12 protein-coding genes are annotated in these 17,228 nt (G+C 72.1%); 5 read left to right on the top strand and 7 right to left on the bottom strand.

Going from position 1 to position 17,228, the window contains the following annotated elements; genetic code table 11:
• Positions 1-31 precede the first annotated feature (31 nt).
• Complete coding sequence (locus DB32_RS31540) at positions 32-658, top strand: DUF1266 domain-containing protein (RefSeq protein WP_053236362.1); 627 nt, start codon at positions 32-34, stop codon at positions 656-658.
• A gap of 200 nt (positions 659-858) precedes the next feature.
• Positions 859-2,718: a serine/threonine-protein kinase gene (locus DB32_RS31535; RefSeq protein ID WP_053236361.1), complete on the top strand. Its 1,860-nt coding sequence runs from the start codon at positions 859-861 to the stop codon at positions 2,716-2,718.
• A gap of 7 nt (positions 2,719-2,725) precedes the next feature.
• Here the strand turns inward: DB32_RS31535 and DB32_RS31530 are convergent, their stop codons facing one another.
• Together DB32_RS31530 and DB32_RS31525 are read right to left on the bottom strand one after the other, a co-directional pair.
• Entirely contained in the window at positions 2,726-3,502 is a 777-nt protein-coding gene (locus DB32_RS31530; RefSeq protein WP_053236360.1) for a tetratricopeptide repeat protein, read from the bottom strand.
• Positions 3,503-3,559: 57 nt separating this feature from the next.
• A complete protein-coding gene (locus tag DB32_RS31525; RefSeq protein ID WP_053236359.1) occupies positions 3,560-4,012 on the bottom strand; it encodes a CoA-binding protein in 453 nt (150 codons plus the stop codon).
• A 222-nt stretch (positions 4,013-4,234) separates the two neighbouring features.
• Here DB32_RS31525 and DB32_RS31520 point away from each other — a divergent pair, with 222 nt between their 5' ends.
• Positions 4,235-6,181, top strand: coding sequence for a c-type cytochrome (locus DB32_RS31520; RefSeq protein WP_157069612.1), 1,947 nt, complete (start codon positions 4,235-4,237; stop codon positions 6,179-6,181).
• Between the two features lie 64 nt (positions 6,182-6,245).
• Here DB32_RS31520 and DB32_RS31515 read toward each other — a convergent pair whose 3' ends face one another.
• The 3 genes from DB32_RS31515 to DB32_RS45820 form a co-directional block, all read right to left on the bottom strand.
• Positions 6,246-7,121 (bottom strand): exodeoxyribonuclease III, encoded by an 876-nt coding sequence (locus tag DB32_RS31515; protein ID WP_075097675.1) that lies wholly within the window; start codon positions 7,119-7,121, stop codon positions 6,246-6,248.
• A gap of 19 nt (positions 7,122-7,140) precedes the next feature.
• Entirely contained in the window at positions 7,141-10,422 is a 3,282-nt protein-coding gene (locus DB32_RS31510) for an NlpC/P60 family protein (protein ID WP_053236357.1), read from the bottom strand.
• 77 nt (positions 10,423-10,499) lie between these two features.
• Entirely contained in the window at positions 10,500-12,242 is a 1,743-nt protein-coding gene (locus DB32_RS45820; protein WP_157069610.1) for a PKD domain-containing protein, read from the bottom strand.
• Positions 12,243-12,313: 71 nt separating this feature from the next.
• On the opposite strand from DB32_RS45820, the gene DB32_RS31500 reads away from it, so the two are divergent.
• Positions 12,314-13,255 carry a hypothetical protein gene (locus DB32_RS31500; RefSeq protein ID WP_053236355.1) on the top strand — a complete coding sequence of 314 codons (942 nt, stop codon included), beginning with the start codon at positions 12,314-12,316 and terminating at the stop codon, positions 13,253-13,255.
• A gap of 5 nt (positions 13,256-13,260) precedes the next feature.
• On the opposite strand, the gene DB32_RS31495 is transcribed toward DB32_RS31500, so the two are convergent.
• Entirely contained in the window at positions 13,261-14,607 is a 1,347-nt protein-coding gene (locus DB32_RS31495; protein WP_053236354.1) for an MATE family efflux transporter, read from the bottom strand.
• Positions 14,608-14,949: 342 nt separating this feature from the next.
• Positions 14,950-15,279 (bottom strand): YkgJ family cysteine cluster protein, encoded by a 330-nt coding sequence (locus DB32_RS45815; protein ID WP_053236353.1) that lies wholly within the window; start codon positions 15,277-15,279, stop codon positions 14,950-14,952.
• A 203-nt stretch (positions 15,280-15,482) separates the two neighbouring features.
• Between DB32_RS45815 and DB32_RS31485 the strand changes: the two genes are divergently transcribed.
• Positions 15,483-17,186: a lamin tail domain-containing protein gene (locus DB32_RS31485; RefSeq protein ID WP_157069608.1), complete on the top strand. Its 1,704-nt coding sequence runs from the start codon at positions 15,483-15,485 to the stop codon at positions 17,184-17,186.
• Positions 17,187-17,228 lie beyond the last annotated feature (42 nt).

Genomic DNA, 17,228 nt, shown 5'->3' with positions numbered 1-17,228 from the left:
CGCGGCCACCACCGCGCGCCCACTCTGGCGCATGGAAGCGCTGGCGTCGGTTCCGTGGTGGGGGTTCTGCATCGCCGCGTTCGCGTTCGTCGTGACGATCGTGGGCGTGGTGGTGTGGCAGGTGATCCAGTCGCGCCTCGAGAAGCACGAAGAAGCGCAATTCGCGTCGGGAAAGGGCATCGCGCCGCCGACGCATCCCGAGCCGCTGCACGCGTGGACGACGATGGCGTGCGGCGTGTGCGACGGCGGCGCGTCGTGGATGAACGAGAGCGCGCACGCCGGGCAGAACATGCTCGTCGGCTCGTGGGGCGTCTCGAGCGCGGTGCTGCTCGATCACCGTCTCTCCGAGCTCGCGGCGCAGCAGCGCGACGCGTGGAACCTGGTGCGCGCGCTGCGCATGGTCCTCGCCGCGCGCGCGGCGGGCTACCTCGATCCCGGCGGATGCTGGAACCGCGCGCGACCGATCGCGCAGGAGCTGCAGCATCGCTATCCGTCGTTCGACGCGATCGGGCACGACTACCTGCGCGGGCTCCGCACGTGGATGCAGGTCCCGCCCGACGGCAGCGCCGACGACCCGGAGGTGCAGCGCTGCGCGGCGAACGTCGCGCGCCTCGCGGCGGCCTCGTGGAACGGCGTCCCGTACCGCGCAGCCATCTAGGAGAGAGCAGGAACGCGAGGAGAGAAGGAAGCGATCGCTACGCAATTCGTAGCGCTACGGATTCCGTAGCAGCGCTCCGGCGTGGTGTTCCTTCCTCTCCTGCTCTCCCGAGAAATGCAGCCCCGCTCCTGCTCTCCCGACCACCGATTGATCCCGCGCCGGGATCTCCCGTAGCCTTTTCCACCGCAGCGACAACCGTCGTGTTCCAGGTCGGCGACGTCATCGGGAGCTACACGATCCTCGCCCACCTCCGGACGGGCGGAATGGCGTCGCTCTATCTCGCGCGCCGTACCGGGGCTGCGGGCTTCGCGCGCCTGGTCGCGATCAAGGTGGTGCACCCACGCCTGTCCGAGGACTCCGGGCTCATCCGGATGTTCGTCGACGAGGCGAAGCTCACCGCGCGCATCGAGCACCCGAACGTGGTGCACGTCGAGGAGCTCGGCGAGAGCGAGGGCACTTACTACCTCGTGATGGAGTACGTGCACGGCTGCTCGCTCGCGCAGCTGATGCGCTCGCTCGGTCGCTCGAAGCGGCGCCTCTCGCCGCTCGTCGCGGTCGCGATCTGCGCGCGCGTCGCCGAGGGCCTGCACGCCGCGCACGAGACGACGGGCGACGACGGACAGCTGCTCAACATCGTGCACCGCGACGTGAGCCCGCAGAACATCCTGCTCTCGCACCGCGGGCACGTGAAGCTGATCGACTTCGGCATCGCGAAGGCGAAGCTCGATCGCGGCGAGACCAACACGAAGTCGCTCAAGGGCAAGGTGCGCTACATGGCGCCCGAGCAAGCGACGACGGGCAGGGTCGATCGCCGCACCGATCTGTACGCGCTCGGCATCGTGCTCTGGGAGCTGCTCACGATGCGGCGTCTCTTCTCGGGCCGCACCGAGTTCGAGATCCTGATGCAGGTGCGCAAGCCGCGCGTGGTGCCGCCGAGCCGCTACGCGACGGAGATCCCCGCCGAGCTCGACGCGGTGGTGATGCGCGCGCTCTCGACGAGCCCGGACGAGCGCTTCGCGAACGCGAAAGAGCTGCGGCGCCAGCTGGTGCGCGCGCTGCCGCGCGCCGCGGGCATCGACAGCGCGCACCTCGCGGACCTTCTCGTGAACGTCGTCGGCGACGCGCTCGATCAGGAGCGACACGAGCTGCCGCAGGACGTCTCTCGCGTGCTGCGCGCGGAGCAGCAGCGCGTGGTCGGCCTCGAGAAGCAGGAGCGCGAGAAGAGCGCGGAGCAGCCGCTCGACGAGCCCGCGGTCGCCGCGGCGCCCGGTGTCGTCGACGCGTACACGCTGCACTCGGGCGAGCTGCAGTACGAGGACGAGTCGCCCGAGGACGGCCGCGCGATCGGCGACGACGCCGAGGACAGCGGCGAGGCCGCGCCCACCGAGCGCGCGCAGCGTCCGCCCGCCGAGGCGCTCGCGCCGCGCACCGCGATCCCGGTCGCGACGCCCGATCCGTCGCGCCGCCCGATCGTCGCGCCGCAGGTCACGACGGCGCCCGAGGACGACGACGACGACAGCCCGACCGACGTCTCCGACGAGGCGCCGGTGATCAAGTCGCCGCTGCCGCCACCGCTGGTCACGCCCGCGGCCGTCGTGGCGCGCCCGACGATCGATCCCGCGAACGATCCGTTCCGCTCGCCGGACCCGATCACGACCGAGCCGCGCCCGCAGGATCGCAGCCTCGTCGGCTACGGCGTCGCGCTCGGCGCGTCGATGGCGATCGGCGTCGCGCTCGCGCTCTGGGCGCCGAGCTGCGAGCGCGATGCGGCGACGGCCGTCCCGACCACGCCCGCGCCCACGATCACGACGCTGCCCGTCGCAGCGCCCGCAGCGCTCGCGGCTCCGGAGCCTACGCCCGTCGCGGTCACGCCGAGCGATCCGGCGCCGCAGCGTCCCGTCGTCACGCCGCGCCCCGGCGTCGCGCGCCCGCGCACCGCGACGACGATCGCGCCGCCGCGCCCGCGCGAGGAGGCGATCACGCCGCCGCCCGCCGAGCCCGCGCCTGCGCGCGAGACGAGCATCGTCGGCGGCGTCCCGATCGCGCGCGACCTGCAGTGATCGCGCGCTAGCGAACGCGGATCGTGCCGGGCTCGAGGTTGCCTACGAAGGGATCCTCGTCCTCGCGCCCGACCGCGACCGCGACGCCGATCCCGACCGCGCCTGCCGCGACGATCCCGACGACCGTCCAGAAGATCGGCGACTCGAACCACGGCTCCTCGCGCCGCGTCGGGATCTGCAGCGGCGGCAACTCCCGCGCCGGCTCCGGAGCTCGGTGCGCGTCCTCGCTGACGCGCAGATCGAGGCGCAGCCGCTCGCCCTCGTAGAGCCGGAAGTCCTCGCGCAGCACCTCGAGCCCGCCGCGCGTGACGATCACCGCGTGACGCCCCGGATCGATGCGCAGCTCGCCGCGATCGTCGGCGCTCGGCAGCGCGCCCTCGTCGAGCGCCACGACGTCGCCCTCGAGCAGCGTGCCGTGGAAGTCGACGACGAGCCGCGGCACGCGGGGCTCGAGCATCGCGCGCGCATCACGCGCCGCCTCGCGCAGCGCTGCGCTCGCGCCTCCCTCGGCCGACTCGACGCGCGCGTAGGCGTCCACCGCGGCGACGAGTCGCCCGGTCTGCGCGCGCGCGCCCGCGAGGTTGAGCAGCACCTGCGGTCGCGGGAGCAGCGCGTACGTCTCCTCGAAGAGCGCGCGCGCGTCCTCCCAGCGTCCCGCGTCGGCCGCGTCCACGCCGCGCCGGAAGAGCTCTCTCGCGCGCGCCTCGTCGGCGGCGAGTGGCTGCGCGTGCACGGGCGCCGCCGCGATCGCGCAGGCGAGCGCGATCATCGCGAGAGGCGCCACGTTGCAGCGAGTCGTCGCGCGGATGACGCCGAGCTTACCAGCGCCCGCGGCTCGCGATCATCCGCCCGCCAGGGCGATGCGGTGCTCCACCATCAGACATCGGTCCTGCACGACGCGAATGCCCGCACGCGCGAGCGTCTCCGCGACCTGATCGTTCCGGATCCCGCTCTGGAGCCACACGCACTTCGGCTTCGCCGCGAGCAGGTCGTCGAGGTGCGCGGGCACGTCCTCGCTGCGCCGGAAGACGTCGACGATGTCGATCGGACCGGGCACGTCGGCGACCCTGCGCGCCACGCGAGCGCCCAGGATCTCGGTCACCTCGGGGTAGTACACCGGCACCGGCAGGATCTCGACGCCCGCGCGCTGGAGCGCCGCGGCGACGTAGAACGCAGGCTGTCCCGACTGCTTCTCCGTCTTGATGCCCAGCACCGCCACGCGCTTCGCGGCGCGCGCGATCGCGCGGACCTCCTCGGGGGACTCGACCAGGTTCGCTCGCCAGTCGTCGTGCATGTCCCCACTCTGGTCCCCGGGCACAACGTTGCACAGCGTCGAGCGGAGTTGGCTCGACGGGTTCACGCGCCGCCGGCCACTCCATCTCGAATTGCACGCAGAGAGGGGTATTTCGCGAACGGCATCTCTCGTGCACTCTGGAAACGCGACGATCACGTGCCGACTCTCCACGTCGGCGCGACACGCGACCCTCGGGGGGCGCCGCAGCGGAGGAGTCGAGTCATGCGAAAGCTCGGTTGGTGGACGGCGGGCGGTTTGGCGACACTGCTGGCGGGCTGCCCTGGCCCAGGACCGGATGGCGATCCGACGCCGTTCCCGGATCCCGTCGACGGCGGGCCGGCGATCAGCTCGCTCTTCATGGACCCTCGCGTCGAGAGTCGCGCGCCCCAGTTGCTCGCCGACACGCCTCCGCCGATCAGCGGCGGCACGCTGCACGTCCTCCGCAGCGCGCGCATCGCGGTCGTCGCGGATCCCGATCGTGATCGCATCCTCGTCGTCGACCTCACCGCGCGTCAGATCCTCGGTCAGACGGAGCACCTCCCGCCGGGCGCCGAGCCCTCGCGCATCGCCGAGGACGCGGAAGGTCGCGTCCACGTGGTGCTCCGCGGCACCGGCGAGATCTACTCGTTCGATCCCGAGCGCGTCGACGAGGGCACGCGCCGCGCGGTCTGCGCGATGCCGCGCGGCCTCGCGTACGACGGCGTGAACGACCAGATCCACGTCGCGTGTCGCGGCGGTGAGCTCGTGACGCTCCCGCCCGAGGGCGGCGCAGCAATTCGGACCGTGCAGCTCGATCAGGATCTGCGCGACGTCGTGGTGCACGGCGATCGCGTCTTCGTCTCGCGCTTCCGCGCGGCGGAGCTGCTCGAGGTGGACGACGCGGGCGCGCTCGTCGGCTCGCCGCTTCGCCCCTGGGCTTCGAGCGCGCTGGGCGGCGGCTTCGTCGAGCCGGGCTTCATGGATCCCGTGCCCGGCACGGCCGGCGAGGGACGCTTCGATCCCGCGGTCGCGTGGCGCACGATCAGCGCGCCCGCGCAGACCGCGCCTGACGGCTCCGCCGCGCCCGACGACATCGCGATGGTCCACCAGCGCGCGAGCGGCCAGGAAGTGCAGCCCGAGCCGGGCGGCTACGGCGGCGGTGGTCGCTGCGAGTCGAGCATCGTGCACTCGAGCGTGAGCTTCTTCGATCCCGAGACCGGCAACGTCACGCAGGGCCCGGACCTCGCGCGGGCGACGCTCCCCGTCGACATCGCGATGTCGCCGCGCCTCGCGAGCGGCGCCGAGTACGTCGCCGTCGTCGCCGCGGGCAACGAGTCGGGCGAGTCGGTCTTCATCTACAACCGCGTGAACCTCGAGTTCACGGCGCCCGGTCAGTGCGTGTTCCCCGAGATCCTGACCGAGCCCGTCCCGAACGCGACGGCGGCGGCGTGGACGGACGACGGAACGCTCGTCGTGCTCTCGCGCGACGCGATCGACGGCAGCGGCGCGCAGCTCGCGCTCATCTCGCCGACCGAAGGGCGCACCCAGCGCATCGCGCTCGGCGGCGCGTCGACCTACGACACCGGTCACGCGGTGTTCCACGCGAACTCGGGCGGCCACATCGCGTGCGCGTCGTGCCACCCCGAGGGCCAGGAGGACGGCCGCATCTGGACGTTCGGCAACATCGGCGCGCGCCGCACCCCGGCGATGCACGGTGACCTCCGCGGCACCGAGCCGTTCCACTGGGACGGCGACATGACGGACCTGAACCACCTCACGCACGAGGTCTTCACGGGCCGCATGCAGGGCCCCGCGCTGCGCACCGTGCAGGTCGACGCGCTCGGTCACTGGCTCGACGAGCTGCCGCGCCCGGTGAACTCGACGCCGACCGACGTAGCGGCGGTCGAGCGCGGTCGCGAGCTCTTCTACGGCGCCGCGCAGTGCGGGACCTGCCACTCGGGCGCGCTGCTCACGAACAACGCGACCGTCGACGTCGGCACCGGCGGCGCGTTCCAGGTGCCCTCGCTCGTCGGCGTGCAGTACCGGACGCCGGTGATGCACTCGGGCTGTGCGCTCACCCTGACCGGCCGCTTCGACGAGGCGTGCGGCGGTGGTGATCGCCACGGGCGCACGAGCGATCTGAGCGAGGCGCAGATCGCCGACATGGTCGCGTTCATGCGCACGCTCTGATCGAAATCGCGATCGCACACGAAGGCCTCGGTCCTCGCGCGGGACCGAGGCCTTCTTCGTTCCGTCAGCGCTTGAGGCGCGCGGCGACGCGCTTCTCCGCGCCTTCCCAGCCCGCGTCGATCGCCTCGCCCGGCGTGTCGAGATCGACGAAGACCGGCGCGTGATCGGAGGGCGTGGGCTTGCCCTTGCGCGCCTCGCGATCGATCTCGCTCGCGACGAGCCGCGCCATCGCCGGCGCGCTCGCGAGCACGAGGTCGATGCGCATCCCGAAGTTCTTGTGGAACATGCCCGCGCGGTAGTCCCACCACGAGTAGCGACCGCGCTCCGGGTGCTTCGCGCGGTACGCGTCCTCGAGGCCCCACGCGCACAGCCTCGCGATCGCGTCGCGCTCCGGTGCCGAGACGTGCGTCCCGCCGTGGCACGCCGCGGGATCCCACACGTCGGCGTCGTCGGGCGCGACGTTGTAGTCGCCCGCGACCACGAGCGGCGCGCTCGGATCGTTGCGCTCGCGCAGCCATCGCTCGAGCCGTGCGAGCCACACGAGCTTCGCTTCGTAGAACGGCGAACCGAGCGAGCGACCGTTCGGCGCGTACAGCGAGACGACGCGCACGCCGCCGCACGTCGCCGCGATCATGCGCGCCTCCGCGAGCGGCTCGTCGTCGCCCGCGTCGCTCGTCTTCGCAGGACGCAGCGGCTCGCCGAAGTTCGTGAGCACGTCCTCGATCCCCACGCGGCTCGCGATCGCGACGCCGTTCCAGCGTCCTTCACCGTGATGCGCGAGCTCGTAGCCGCGCGCGCGGAACGCGTCGTGCGGCACCGCGTCGTCGCTCAGCTTCGTCTCTTGCATCAAGAGCACGTCGGGCTTCGCGCGATCGAGCCACCACTCGACCTTCTCGAGCCGCGCGTTCAGCGAGTTCACGTTCCAGGTCGCGATGCGCATGGCGCACCGACCCTAGCATTCAGCGCGTGGGGCGCTGGCGGTTCGCGAACCACGCGCGCATCACGCGCATCCGCGCGCGCTGATCGGCCGGTGCGTGGCGGCGACAGCTCGCCATCTCGGGCGAGCCCTCGGGCGCGCCCCAGCGCAGCTCCGCGCAGTCGTTCGGGTTCCACGCGACCTCGATGCCGTCCTCACGCGCGACGAGCTCCGCGAGCGTGAGCGTCTGCGTCGCGCCGTCGCTGCGGGTGTACGAGAAGCTGCGTCGCTCCAGCTCGCTGCGCATGCGCGCTCGCGCGCTCTCGACCGCGGCGTCGAGCTCCGCGCCCTCGCGCAGCCCCCACCGCGAAGGATCGCGTCGGAGCGCATCGGGGAACCCCACGACCGTGTCGATCGCGACGAGCAGGCGCATGTCGCGCGACGGAGTGCTGAAGTCCTCCCAGGGCCCTTCGGTGAGGAAGATGTCGGTGCCCTCGGGCATCGGGATGATCGTGCTCGGGTGCGTCTGCCGCCACTCCTCGAGCACCTCGACGCTCACCACGCGACGGCGCACCGACTCCTCGAGCGCGTCGATCAGCGCGAGCTGCATCGCGTCGGGATCGAGCGCGCGCGGATTGATGATCGCCTCCATGCGCCCGTAGAACTCGTCGGCGCTCCCGGTGTACTGCTGATCGCTCCACGGCGTCGGGCCCGCGTCGCGCGCGGTGCCGCGGCGTGCGCGCAGCTCCTCGTTCGTCAGCGTCGCCCACGTGTTCGCGCGACGGTCGTACACGACGGGGCGCCACGCCTTGAACCCCGCGCCGACGTCGTTCGTCTCTGGCGTGAAGAGGAACGTGCCGCGCCAGAACGTGCGGCGTCCGATCACGCCATCGGGCTGCGCGTCCGCGCCGACGAGCACGCCCGCGCCGCTCGCGCCCTGCGGGCGCCACGCCGCGATCACGAGCAGGTGTCCGTACGGATCGGCGAACACGGTGCCCGGCAGCAGCGCCTCGCGCGTGAGCGGCACCGGATAGAGATCGGTCGCGTCGTCGAGCGGCGCGGTGCGACCGCTCGCCGAGTGCACGCCCGGTCGCAGGTTGCGCTCGACGAAGAAGCGGAACGCGTCGACGTCGTCGCCGCCCGGATGTGGCATCAGCGTGGTCACGGGCTCGCCGCAGCTCGGAGGCTGACCGGCGCGTCCGCGGCTGCAGCGCCGGAACGCGAACGGGAGTCGCAGCTTCCACGCGAAGTACGCCCGCAGGAAGTACGGCAGATCGGCGCAGTCGGGCTGCAGCTCGATGCGCGCTTCCTCGCCGAGCCCGAGGTGATCGAAGAGCAGGTTGTGCTCGCGGTCGCGCAAGAGCTCGGTGAGCGAGCGCCAGGTGCGATCGTCGTCGGGGTACGCGAAGAGCTGCTCGACGAACGCGGCGTAGAGGTTCTCGGTGTCCGCCTCCCACGTCCATCGCGGGATCCAGATCGCCTCGTCGTGACGCATCGCGCGTCGCTCCGCGCCCACCGGGAGCGGCACCGCCTGCGACGCATCACGCGCGTTGCGCGCGACCGTCACGCGATCACACGCCGCGATGCGCGAGCCGTCGCCGATCGCGATCGTCCATCGTCCGGCCTCGGGCTGCGGGATCTCGACCCACCACGTCCACGGAGGGCCTCCGAGGCGATGCACGTTCTCGGGACGCACCACGCGCCCGCTGGGATCGCGCAGCGCGAAATCGACCGCGCCGAGATCCTCGCCGCTCGTGATCACGAAGCGCAGCGGCGCGCCCGAGTGCGGCATCGCCGGGCTCTGGAAGATCCGCGTGTGCACCGAGTCGCTGCACGCACCGTCGGTCGGAGGCTCGACGGGCCGCGCCGGCCGCAGCGTCGCGACGCCCGAGAGCTCCGGCCCAGGCCCCGGACCGAGCACCACGATGCGCTCGAGCCGCTCGATGAACGCGCGCCTCGACGTGCCGCGCCCGAGCTCGAGATCCGTGATCGACACGCGATGCACGCGCCGCAGCGTCTCGCCGCCGCCGCTGCACGGCTCGAGGTACTCCGCGAACGAGTGGAGGATGCGCGGCTCGCCGCTCGTGGTGCGACCGAGCCAGATCATCGTGTGACCCGGGAAGTGCAGCAGCACGATCCCGCGGCGCGCGGCGGCGTCGAGCAGGCGCAGTCGATCGGCCTCGCTCGTCTCGGGCGGAATGGTGATCGAGAACGATCCCGCCTCCGCCTGGCGCGCGCTGTGGCGCGGCATCTCGATGCCGAACGTGCCGAGCACGTCCATCACGAGCTCCGAGCAGTCCACGCCGTTCTCGCGCCCACCCCATCCGTACGGTCGCCCGAGGTGTCGGAACGCTTCGGTCAGGAACGCGCGGCGCGTGAGCGGTCGCTGCACCGGATCGATCGACCCTTGCGAAAACGCTACGCTGCGTTGCATTCCTGCAAGGGTCGCGAAGCGCACCCGCAGCGCGTCGCCGGGATCGATCGGCAGGATCACGTCGGGATCGATCTCGATCGCGTCGCCGTTCTCGCCGCGCAGCGTCATGCCGCCGCGCGCTCTCGCGCGCGCGCCCTCGGTCCACAGCGCGACGTCGGTCGAGGGCACGGACGGCGAGAGCGGCGCGTCCTGCGCGATCCATCCGAGCGCGTAGCGCGTGCGCACGAGGAGCATCCCGCCGGGCCAGCGCGAGAGCACCTGCACGGGATCCTGCCGCTCGATCGTGCTGCACGCGTTGCGATCGAACGCGACGTCGGGGGGCGACGAGTAGAGCGGCGCGACCTGCGGCCCACACCGCAGCGCGATGCGCTCGACCGCGACGCGCAGATCGGGCTGCACGTCGATCGACGCGGGCGCGTCGAAGCGCGCGAGCGTCGTCGCGTCCACGCGCGCGCCCGATGGATCGACGTAGCTGCCGCTCGCGAGGCGCTCGCGCATGAACGCGAGCCGCTCGCGCACCTCGCCCTCGATCAGCGCGCGCGAGGGTGCCGCCGCGAGCGATCGCCGCGCGAACGGGAGATCCTCGCCGCCGCTCGCGACCGCAGCGTTCTGCGCCTCGATCTCCGACGCATCGAGCAGCGGCGCGTCGAGATCGCCGAGCTCCGCGTGGCGCGCGAGCCAGTACTCGAGCGTGCGCTCGTCGTCGTTCACGCGCGGCAGCGCGGCAGGCGCATCGGCGCTCGCGGGGCACGCGGGGTTGCCACCGCTCGGCGCGGCGGCCGCGGTGGCCTCTCCGGGCCCATCGGGCCGGGTGGTCTCGCCGCCACCGCACGCTGCGCTGCCGAGGGCGAGCGCAGCGGCGATCAGCGAGGGCCTGTGGAACGACGACACGCGCGAATTGTAGATGGCCGGCGCGAGCACGTCGCGGAAACGATCGGTCCGCCTGCCCGACTTCCCAGGCCCCCGCGCTACGGACCGCTCATCGCCTGCTCGCGCGTGATGATGTTCGGGCGTCCGCCGCTCGCGAGGTCCGTGATCGTGCATCCCGCCGCGCGCACGTCGACGTCGGCGACGCGCCACAAACGATTGCGATCGATCAGCACCGGGCCGAACGTCATGCGCGGCGTCGTGGTCGAGTCCGCGCAGTAGATGCGCACCGTCACGCGCCCCGAGCCGCTGAACGCGTGCACGCCGACGCGGTACACGCCGGGCACCGGCCGCCTGATGTTGATGTTCTCGGGCCCGAACCCGTTCGTGTCGTCGATGTCGAGGCGCGGATCGTCGTCGGTGCCCGGGCCGCCCCACATGAGCCGCATGCCCGTGCAGTTCGAGTAGAAGCAGTCGCCGGTCCCGTCGAACCACGCGCGCGCGCCGGGCTGCAGCACGTGCGTGTCCATGTCGGTGCCGTTGCTGTCCCAGAACATCTCGACGCGCAGGCCGTCGCCGCTCACCGCGCGCACCAGCGTGGTGCACTCGGCGGTCTGCCCGTCGTCGTCGGTCACGCGCAGGCGCAGCGAGTACTCGCCCGCGAGGTCCGGCGTGAACACCGTGCGCGCCGCGTTCGCGGGGGCGGGCGCGGCGGGACGCGAGCCGGGCGGCACCGCTTCGACGCTCCACGCCCACGCGCGGATCGTCCCGTCGTCGACCGCGCTCCCGACGATCTCGGTCGGCGTGAGCGGCACGGTCTCGACCACTGCGGGGCACATCACGCTCGGCGGCGTGGGCGTGCCGATCACGGTCACCACGCAGCTCGCGGAGAGCCCGTCGTCGTCGGTCGCGGTGAAGCGCAGCTCGTACTCGCCCCGACGATCGGGCGTCATCGTCGTCGAGAGGCCCGTCGTCGGCGAGATCGTCGCGCTGCTCGCGTCGGGGCGCGCGATCAGCTCCCACGTCGTGCTCACCACCATGCGCTCGTCGGTCGCGCTTGCGCGCACCGTCACCGGGCGGCGCGTCGGCGCCATCACGGTCGCGGGATCGCAGTCGACGATCGGCGGGGCGGTCACGCGCACGTCGATCTCGCAGCGATCGGTCTCGCCGTCGGCGTCGCGCACCTCGAGCGCGAGCCGGTACACGCCCGCGACGTCGGCCTCGAACTCGACCATCGCGCGGCTGCCGTCGGCGACGGGCGTCAGGAGCGCGGGCCCGGGGCCCGAGACTTGCGACCACGTCACCTCGACGACCATCTCGTCGTCGAACGCGTCGCCCTCGATCAGCAGCGGCACCGACGGCGCGGTCACGAGCTCGTCCTCGGGGCAGATCGCGACCGGCGGACCGACGATCGCCTGCACGCGCACCTCGCACGTCGCGCTGCGACCGAGCGCGTCGCGCGCGGCGAACCGCATCACGAACTCACCGAGCACGTCGGGCGTGAGCGTCGTCGTGAGCCCCGTCATCGGATCGTTCGTCGCGGACGCGCCAGGGGGCGCGCTGACGAGCGACCAGCCCTGCGCCTCGATCATCACGTCGCTCGTCGCGGTCGCCTCGAGCGTGATCGCGCGGCGCGCGGTCGTGAACTGCTCGCTGCGCCCGCAGTCCACGACGATGCCGCCGCCGCCGTCGGTGCCTGCGTCCTGGACGATGCTCGCGTCGAACGTGCCCGCGTCGACGCGCGGGCCGTCCTGCGGCGTCCACACCGTCGTCTTGCTACCGCACGCCGCGAGCAGCGGCAGCATCACGATCGCGCCCCACGAACGACCGAGTGAGCGAAGCATCCCCGACCCCTTGGAAGAGAAGCGCCGGAGTCTAGCAGCGCGTCGTGGTCGCCGCGGTATTCTGCGCCTCGATGCGCGTCGGGATCCTCACGCTCGCGCTCGCGGCCTCCGGCTGCGGGGCCGGCGTGGCGCACGAGGCACCGGTCGAATCACCCGCGGAATGCGGGATCTACGGCCCACCGCACGAGACCGGGCACGTCCAGAACGCGGCGCTCGACGAGGTGTCGGGCATCGTCGCGAGCCGGGCGCACCCGGGCGTGCTGTGGGCCCACAACGACTCGGGGGACGGGCCGCGCCTCTTCGCGATCGACGCGGCGGGCGGCGCGTCGCGCGGCGAGTGGGTGCTCGAGGGCGCGTCGGCCCGCGACTGGGAAGACGTCGCGATCGAGGTCATCGACGACGCGCCCGATCGCTTGTGGATCGGCGACGTCGGCGACAACGGCGCGCGCAACGGGCGCATCCCGGCGCGCGACTCGGTCGTCGTGCTGCGCGTCGACGAGCCCGAGCCCCTGCCGAGCCAGGAGGCGCAGGAAGCGGCGCGCCCGCTCGCGTTCGACACGATCGTGCTGCGTTATCCCGATCGTCCGCGCGACGCGGAGGCGATCGCGATCGACCCCGCGAGCGGCGATCTCCTCGTGCTCGCCAAGGAGGACGCCGGCGCGTCCGACGTGTTCGTCGCGCGCGCGCCGTTCGCGGGCGGCGAGGTGCGCATGCTCGAGCTCCTCGCGACGATCGACCTCGCGAGCATGATCACCGCCACCGACGTGTCGCCCGATGGACGCGAGCTGATCGTGCGCACCTATCGAGACGTCTCGTGGTGGCGCCGCGACGACGACGAAGGCTGGGCCGACGCGCTCGCGCGCCCCGCGCTCCTCGTTCCGCACGCGGACGAGCCGCAGGGCGAGGCGATCGCGTTCACCGCGCGCGGCGACGGCTACTACACGATCTCCGAGGGCGATCACCCGCCGATCTGGCTCACGGTGCGCTGCCCGAGAGCCGGATCGGCGGACTGATCGATTCACGCCGCGAGCGCAGGCTCGCTCGACGGCGCGTCCTTCGCCTCGCGCTCGAGCCGCGCGCGCGACTCGACCGCCAGGGGCTTCCACGCGCCGCTCTCCACGCGGATCCAGCAGAGCACCGCGAGCACGAGGATCTCGGTGCAGAGCCCGATCCACCCGCCGAACGCGCCGAGCCCGAGCTCGCGCCCGAGGAACCACGCGAGCGGCGGCGTGCAGAGCCACGCGGTGCAGATGCCGAGCATCGCGGGCACGCGCACGTCGCCCGCGCCGCGCAGCACGCCGCGCGCGACCACCACCGCGCCGTCTGCGATCTGGAAGAACGCAGCGACGCGCAGCAGACCGAGCGCGGTCGTCGCGAGCGCGACGTCGTCGGTGAAGCACGCGATGATCGGCACCCCGAGCAGCGTGAAGATCAGCGTGCACGCGCCGGTGTAGAGCGCCGCGCCGACGAGCCCGACGTGCGCGATGCGCTTCACGAGCCCGTCCTCGTTCGCCCCGACGGCTTGCCCGGCGAGCACCGAGCCCGCTTCCCCGAGCGCGATCGTCGGAAGGAACGAGAAGTGGATCACCTGCAGCGCGATCTGGTGCGCGGCCATCTGCACCTCGCCGAGCAGCGACACGATCGTCGTCAGCAGCGCGAAGCTGCCCATCTCGAGCAGGAACTGCAGCCCGGTCGGCACGCCGATGCGCCACAGCGCGAGCGCGTGACGTGCGCGCGTGATCGAGATGGGGAAGCCGTCGCGCGACTGCGCCGCGATCACGACCCCGAGCTCGACGCCGTGACCGATCACCGTGGCCCACGCGCTGCCCCGCACGCCCCAGCCCAGCTGGATCACCATGAGCCAGTTGAGCGCGATGTTCGCGGCGTTGCCGACCAGCGCGGCGACCATCGGCGAGCGCGTGTCGCCGTCGCCGTAGCGGAACTCGCGCAGCGCGACGAACGCGAGCACGAACGGCGCGCCGAGCACGCGGATCGCGAGGTACGTGCGCGCGTTCTCGCCCGCGGCGGTCGACGCGGCGAGGTGCGGCAAGAGCTGCGCGAGCCCTTGTCCGAGCACGAGCGTCGCGATCCCGAGCGCGATCGCGAGCGCGAGCCCGGCGCCGAGGTGCGCGCCCAGCTCGCTGCGTCGATCGGCGCCGACCGACTGCGACACGAGCACTTTCACGCCGCGCAGCAGGCCCATCGGGAAGCACAGCAGCGCGAACGTCGCGGTCCCTGCGAGCCCGACGCCCGCGAGCGCCGAAGGACCGAGCCGGCCGACGAAGAGCGTGTCGACCAGCGTCATCACACCGAACGAGAGCATCGAGATCGCGATCGGCCACGACAGCCGTGCGAGCTCGAGCATGGGTCTCTCTCTCCAGGGCAGCTGGCGATGACGATTGGACATGACGAATCTCCGGAGAAAACGAGAAGGGAAGGGCTGAAAACGCAGAAGGCCGCGGGTCCTCTCGGAGCCGCGGCCTTCGTGCTTCTCTCGGATCGTGGAGCGCTCTAGGGGGAGGCTCGATCGATCCCGGGCACGCGGGCCGCGACGTACGGGTCCTTCGCGACGATTCCGTCAGCGACGGCTCCGCCGGCGACGGGACGCCATGCGCTCGGGAAGAGGTCGCTCGCACGGCGCATCGCGAAGCGGATGTGGCTCGTGCGGGACATCGGAGGCGCACTCTGACGGTGCGACCCGGAGCGGTCAAGCGCGCGGATCGATCCCGTGATCGCGTCGGAACTCGAGGCACTGCCAGCTGCCGCGCTCGAACTCGCGACACGTGGTCCCGCGGATCTCGTAGATCGCGCACGCGTTCGGCGCGCCGGGCGTGCCGAGGTGCACGCACGCGCCGTGGTCGTCCGTCGCGAACGCCATCTCGCCGAAGTGCCCCGGCTGGAGCTGCTCCGCGACGTCGTCGCGACCGCTTCGCCGCCAGCGCACGATGTCCTCGGCGGGCACGAGGATGCGCCCGTCGTGCCCGGTGCGGCAGCACGCGCCACACGTCAGACAGTCGAGCTCGTCGGGGCGATCCACGCGCGCGATCCTGCGGCGCGACCCCGTGAGCGTCCACCCGTGGTCACCCAGATGGCGCTTGTGCTCCTCGGTCGTCGTGCCACTCTGGCCGAACTTCTTCAGGAGGCACTTTCGTGAAAAGCACGTGGATTCGTGCCGCGCTCGTCGTCGCCGCGCTGACGACGACACTCGTCGCGTGCGGCGACGACGATGGTGGTGGTGACGTGGACGGCGGCCGCGCCGACGCAGGCCGCTCGGACGCGGGTCGCACCGACTCGGGAACGACGCCGACGGACGACGCCGGCCTCGACGCAGGCGGTGAGGACGCCGGCGACGTCGATGGTGGCGACGTCGACGGCGGCGAAGGCGATGCAGGGAGCGACGGCGGCGGATCCGATGCCGGCGATACCGATGCGGGCATGGCCGACGGCGGAGTCGTGCTGAGCGATCCCGCAGCGACGTCGGCGCAGATCGGTGCGGTGCGCGCGGCGGCCGGCACGGGGCTCAGCCTCGCGATCGAGGAAGCGGTCGTGACCTATCTCAAGCCCACCGTCGCAACGGACCCCACCGGATTCTTCGTCCAGGCGCAGCAGACCGGGCCGGCGATCTTCGTGGCCGTCGATCCGACGACGCTCAGTCCCGCGCCCGAGGTGGGCGACGTTGTGTCGTTCACGGCGACGAGCATCACTCCTGCCGCGGAATCGCAGGGGCGTCGTCAGGTCGCGACCATCAGCGGCTGGAGCGTCGACGCGAGCGGCTTCGATGTCCCGTCGCTAGTCCAGGATGTCTCGAGCGCGACCGACCTCGTCAGCGCTCTCGACGACTACGAGAGCGAGCTCGTCCGCCTCAACGGCACTGTCGCCGCCAATCCCGCCTTCAGTGGCGCTGGCCATGAGGCGGCGCAAATCGACACCGCCGGCGTGAGCGACGACGCTGACCTGCGACTGCGGCTTCCTGCGACGCTCGCCGACGAGCTCGACCTCGTCGACACGTGCGACTTCACCGCGACCGGCCCGATGTGGCGCTTCAACGACGTGGCTCAACCGTCCGTCTATCGCGACACCGAGATCGTGGTGAGCGGTTGCCCGGCGCCGACCGTCGTCGGCGCGATCGCGGCAAGCGTGACCGAGGTCATCGTGACCTTCGATCGCAACATCGACCCTGCGAGCGTCACTGCGGTCGCAACGCAGTTCACGTTCACCGGTGGCGTCACCGCGTCGGCCGCGACGGTGATGGACCGCGAGGTCACCGTCACGACGAGCGCGCTCACGCCCGGGATGACGTACACGGTCACGGTGAGCGGCGTCGAGGACCTGAGCGGCACGGCGATCGGCAGTGCGGACAACACCGCGACGTTCATGCTCACTGCGCCGTGCGCGCTCGCGACGCACCTCGTGATCAACGAGGTCGACTACGACAACGTGGGCACGGACAACGCGGAGTATGTCGAGCTCTACAATCCGACGGCATCGGATGTCGCGCTCAGCAGCTACGCCGTCGTCTTCGTGAACGGGAGCAACGATCTCGAGTACCGCCGCGTGATGCTCAACGGCACCATCCCCGCGGGCGGGTTCGTCGTCGTCGGGCCGACCGGCCTGACCATCGCCGCGGGCGCGCGCTTGATCGCGGTTGCCGACCCGCTCGTCGATATCGTGCAGAACGGTGCGCCCGACGCGGTGGTCCTGCTCGACACGTCGAGCAACACGATCGCGGACGCGATTGCGTACGAGGGTGCCAACCCGATGATGTCGTTGATGGGCGACGCAACGCCGCGGACCGTCGCCGAAGCGGCCGTGAGCCCGGCGGGAGCCGACAGCAATACCGATCCGCTCACGCTCCAGCGCATCACCGATGGCTGTGACCGCGACACTCCCCTGGTCGATTGGGAGTTCGCGCCGACGCTTTCGCCGGGCGCCACGAACCCCTAACCGATCGCTGACTCACGAACGAAGGCGGTGCTCTCTCGATGG

The sequence above is a fragment of the Sandaracinus amylolyticus genome, assembly GCF_000737325.1.
Taxonomy (GTDB): Bacteria; Myxococcota_A; Polyangia; order Polyangiales; family Sandaracinaceae; genus Sandaracinus; species Sandaracinus amylolyticus.
Note: the sequence above shows the minus strand (reverse complement) of the source record. Positions and strands in the feature narration are given on the sequence as shown.

Bases quoted from the DNA above. Each gene is read 5' to 3' on its own strand.
- DB32_RS31540 (WP_053236362.1), top strand. From the start codon at position 32: ATGGAAGCGCTGGCGTCGGTTCCGTGGTGGGGGTTCTGCATCGCCGCG.
- DB32_RS31525 (WP_053236359.1), bottom strand. From the start codon at position 4,012: ATGCACGACGACTGGCGAGCGAACCTGGTCGAGTCCCCCGAGGAGGTC.
- DB32_RS31520 (WP_157069612.1), top strand. From the start codon at position 4,235: ATGCGAAAGCTCGGTTGGTGGACGGCGGGCGGTTTGGCGACACTGCTG.
- DB32_RS31515 (WP_075097675.1), bottom strand. From the start codon at position 7,121: ATGCGCATCGCGACCTGGAACGTGAACTCGCTGAACGCGCGGCTCGAG.
- DB32_RS45820 (WP_157069610.1), bottom strand. From the start codon at position 12,242: ATGCTTCGCTCACTCGGTCGTTCGTGGGGCGCGATCGTGATGCTGCCG.
- DB32_RS31500 (WP_053236355.1), top strand. From the start codon at position 12,314: ATGCGCGTCGGGATCCTCACGCTCGCGCTCGCGGCCTCCGGCTGCGGG.
- DB32_RS31495 (WP_053236354.1), bottom strand. From the start codon at position 14,607: ATGCTCGAGCTCGCACGGCTGTCGTGGCCGATCGCGATCTCGATGCTC.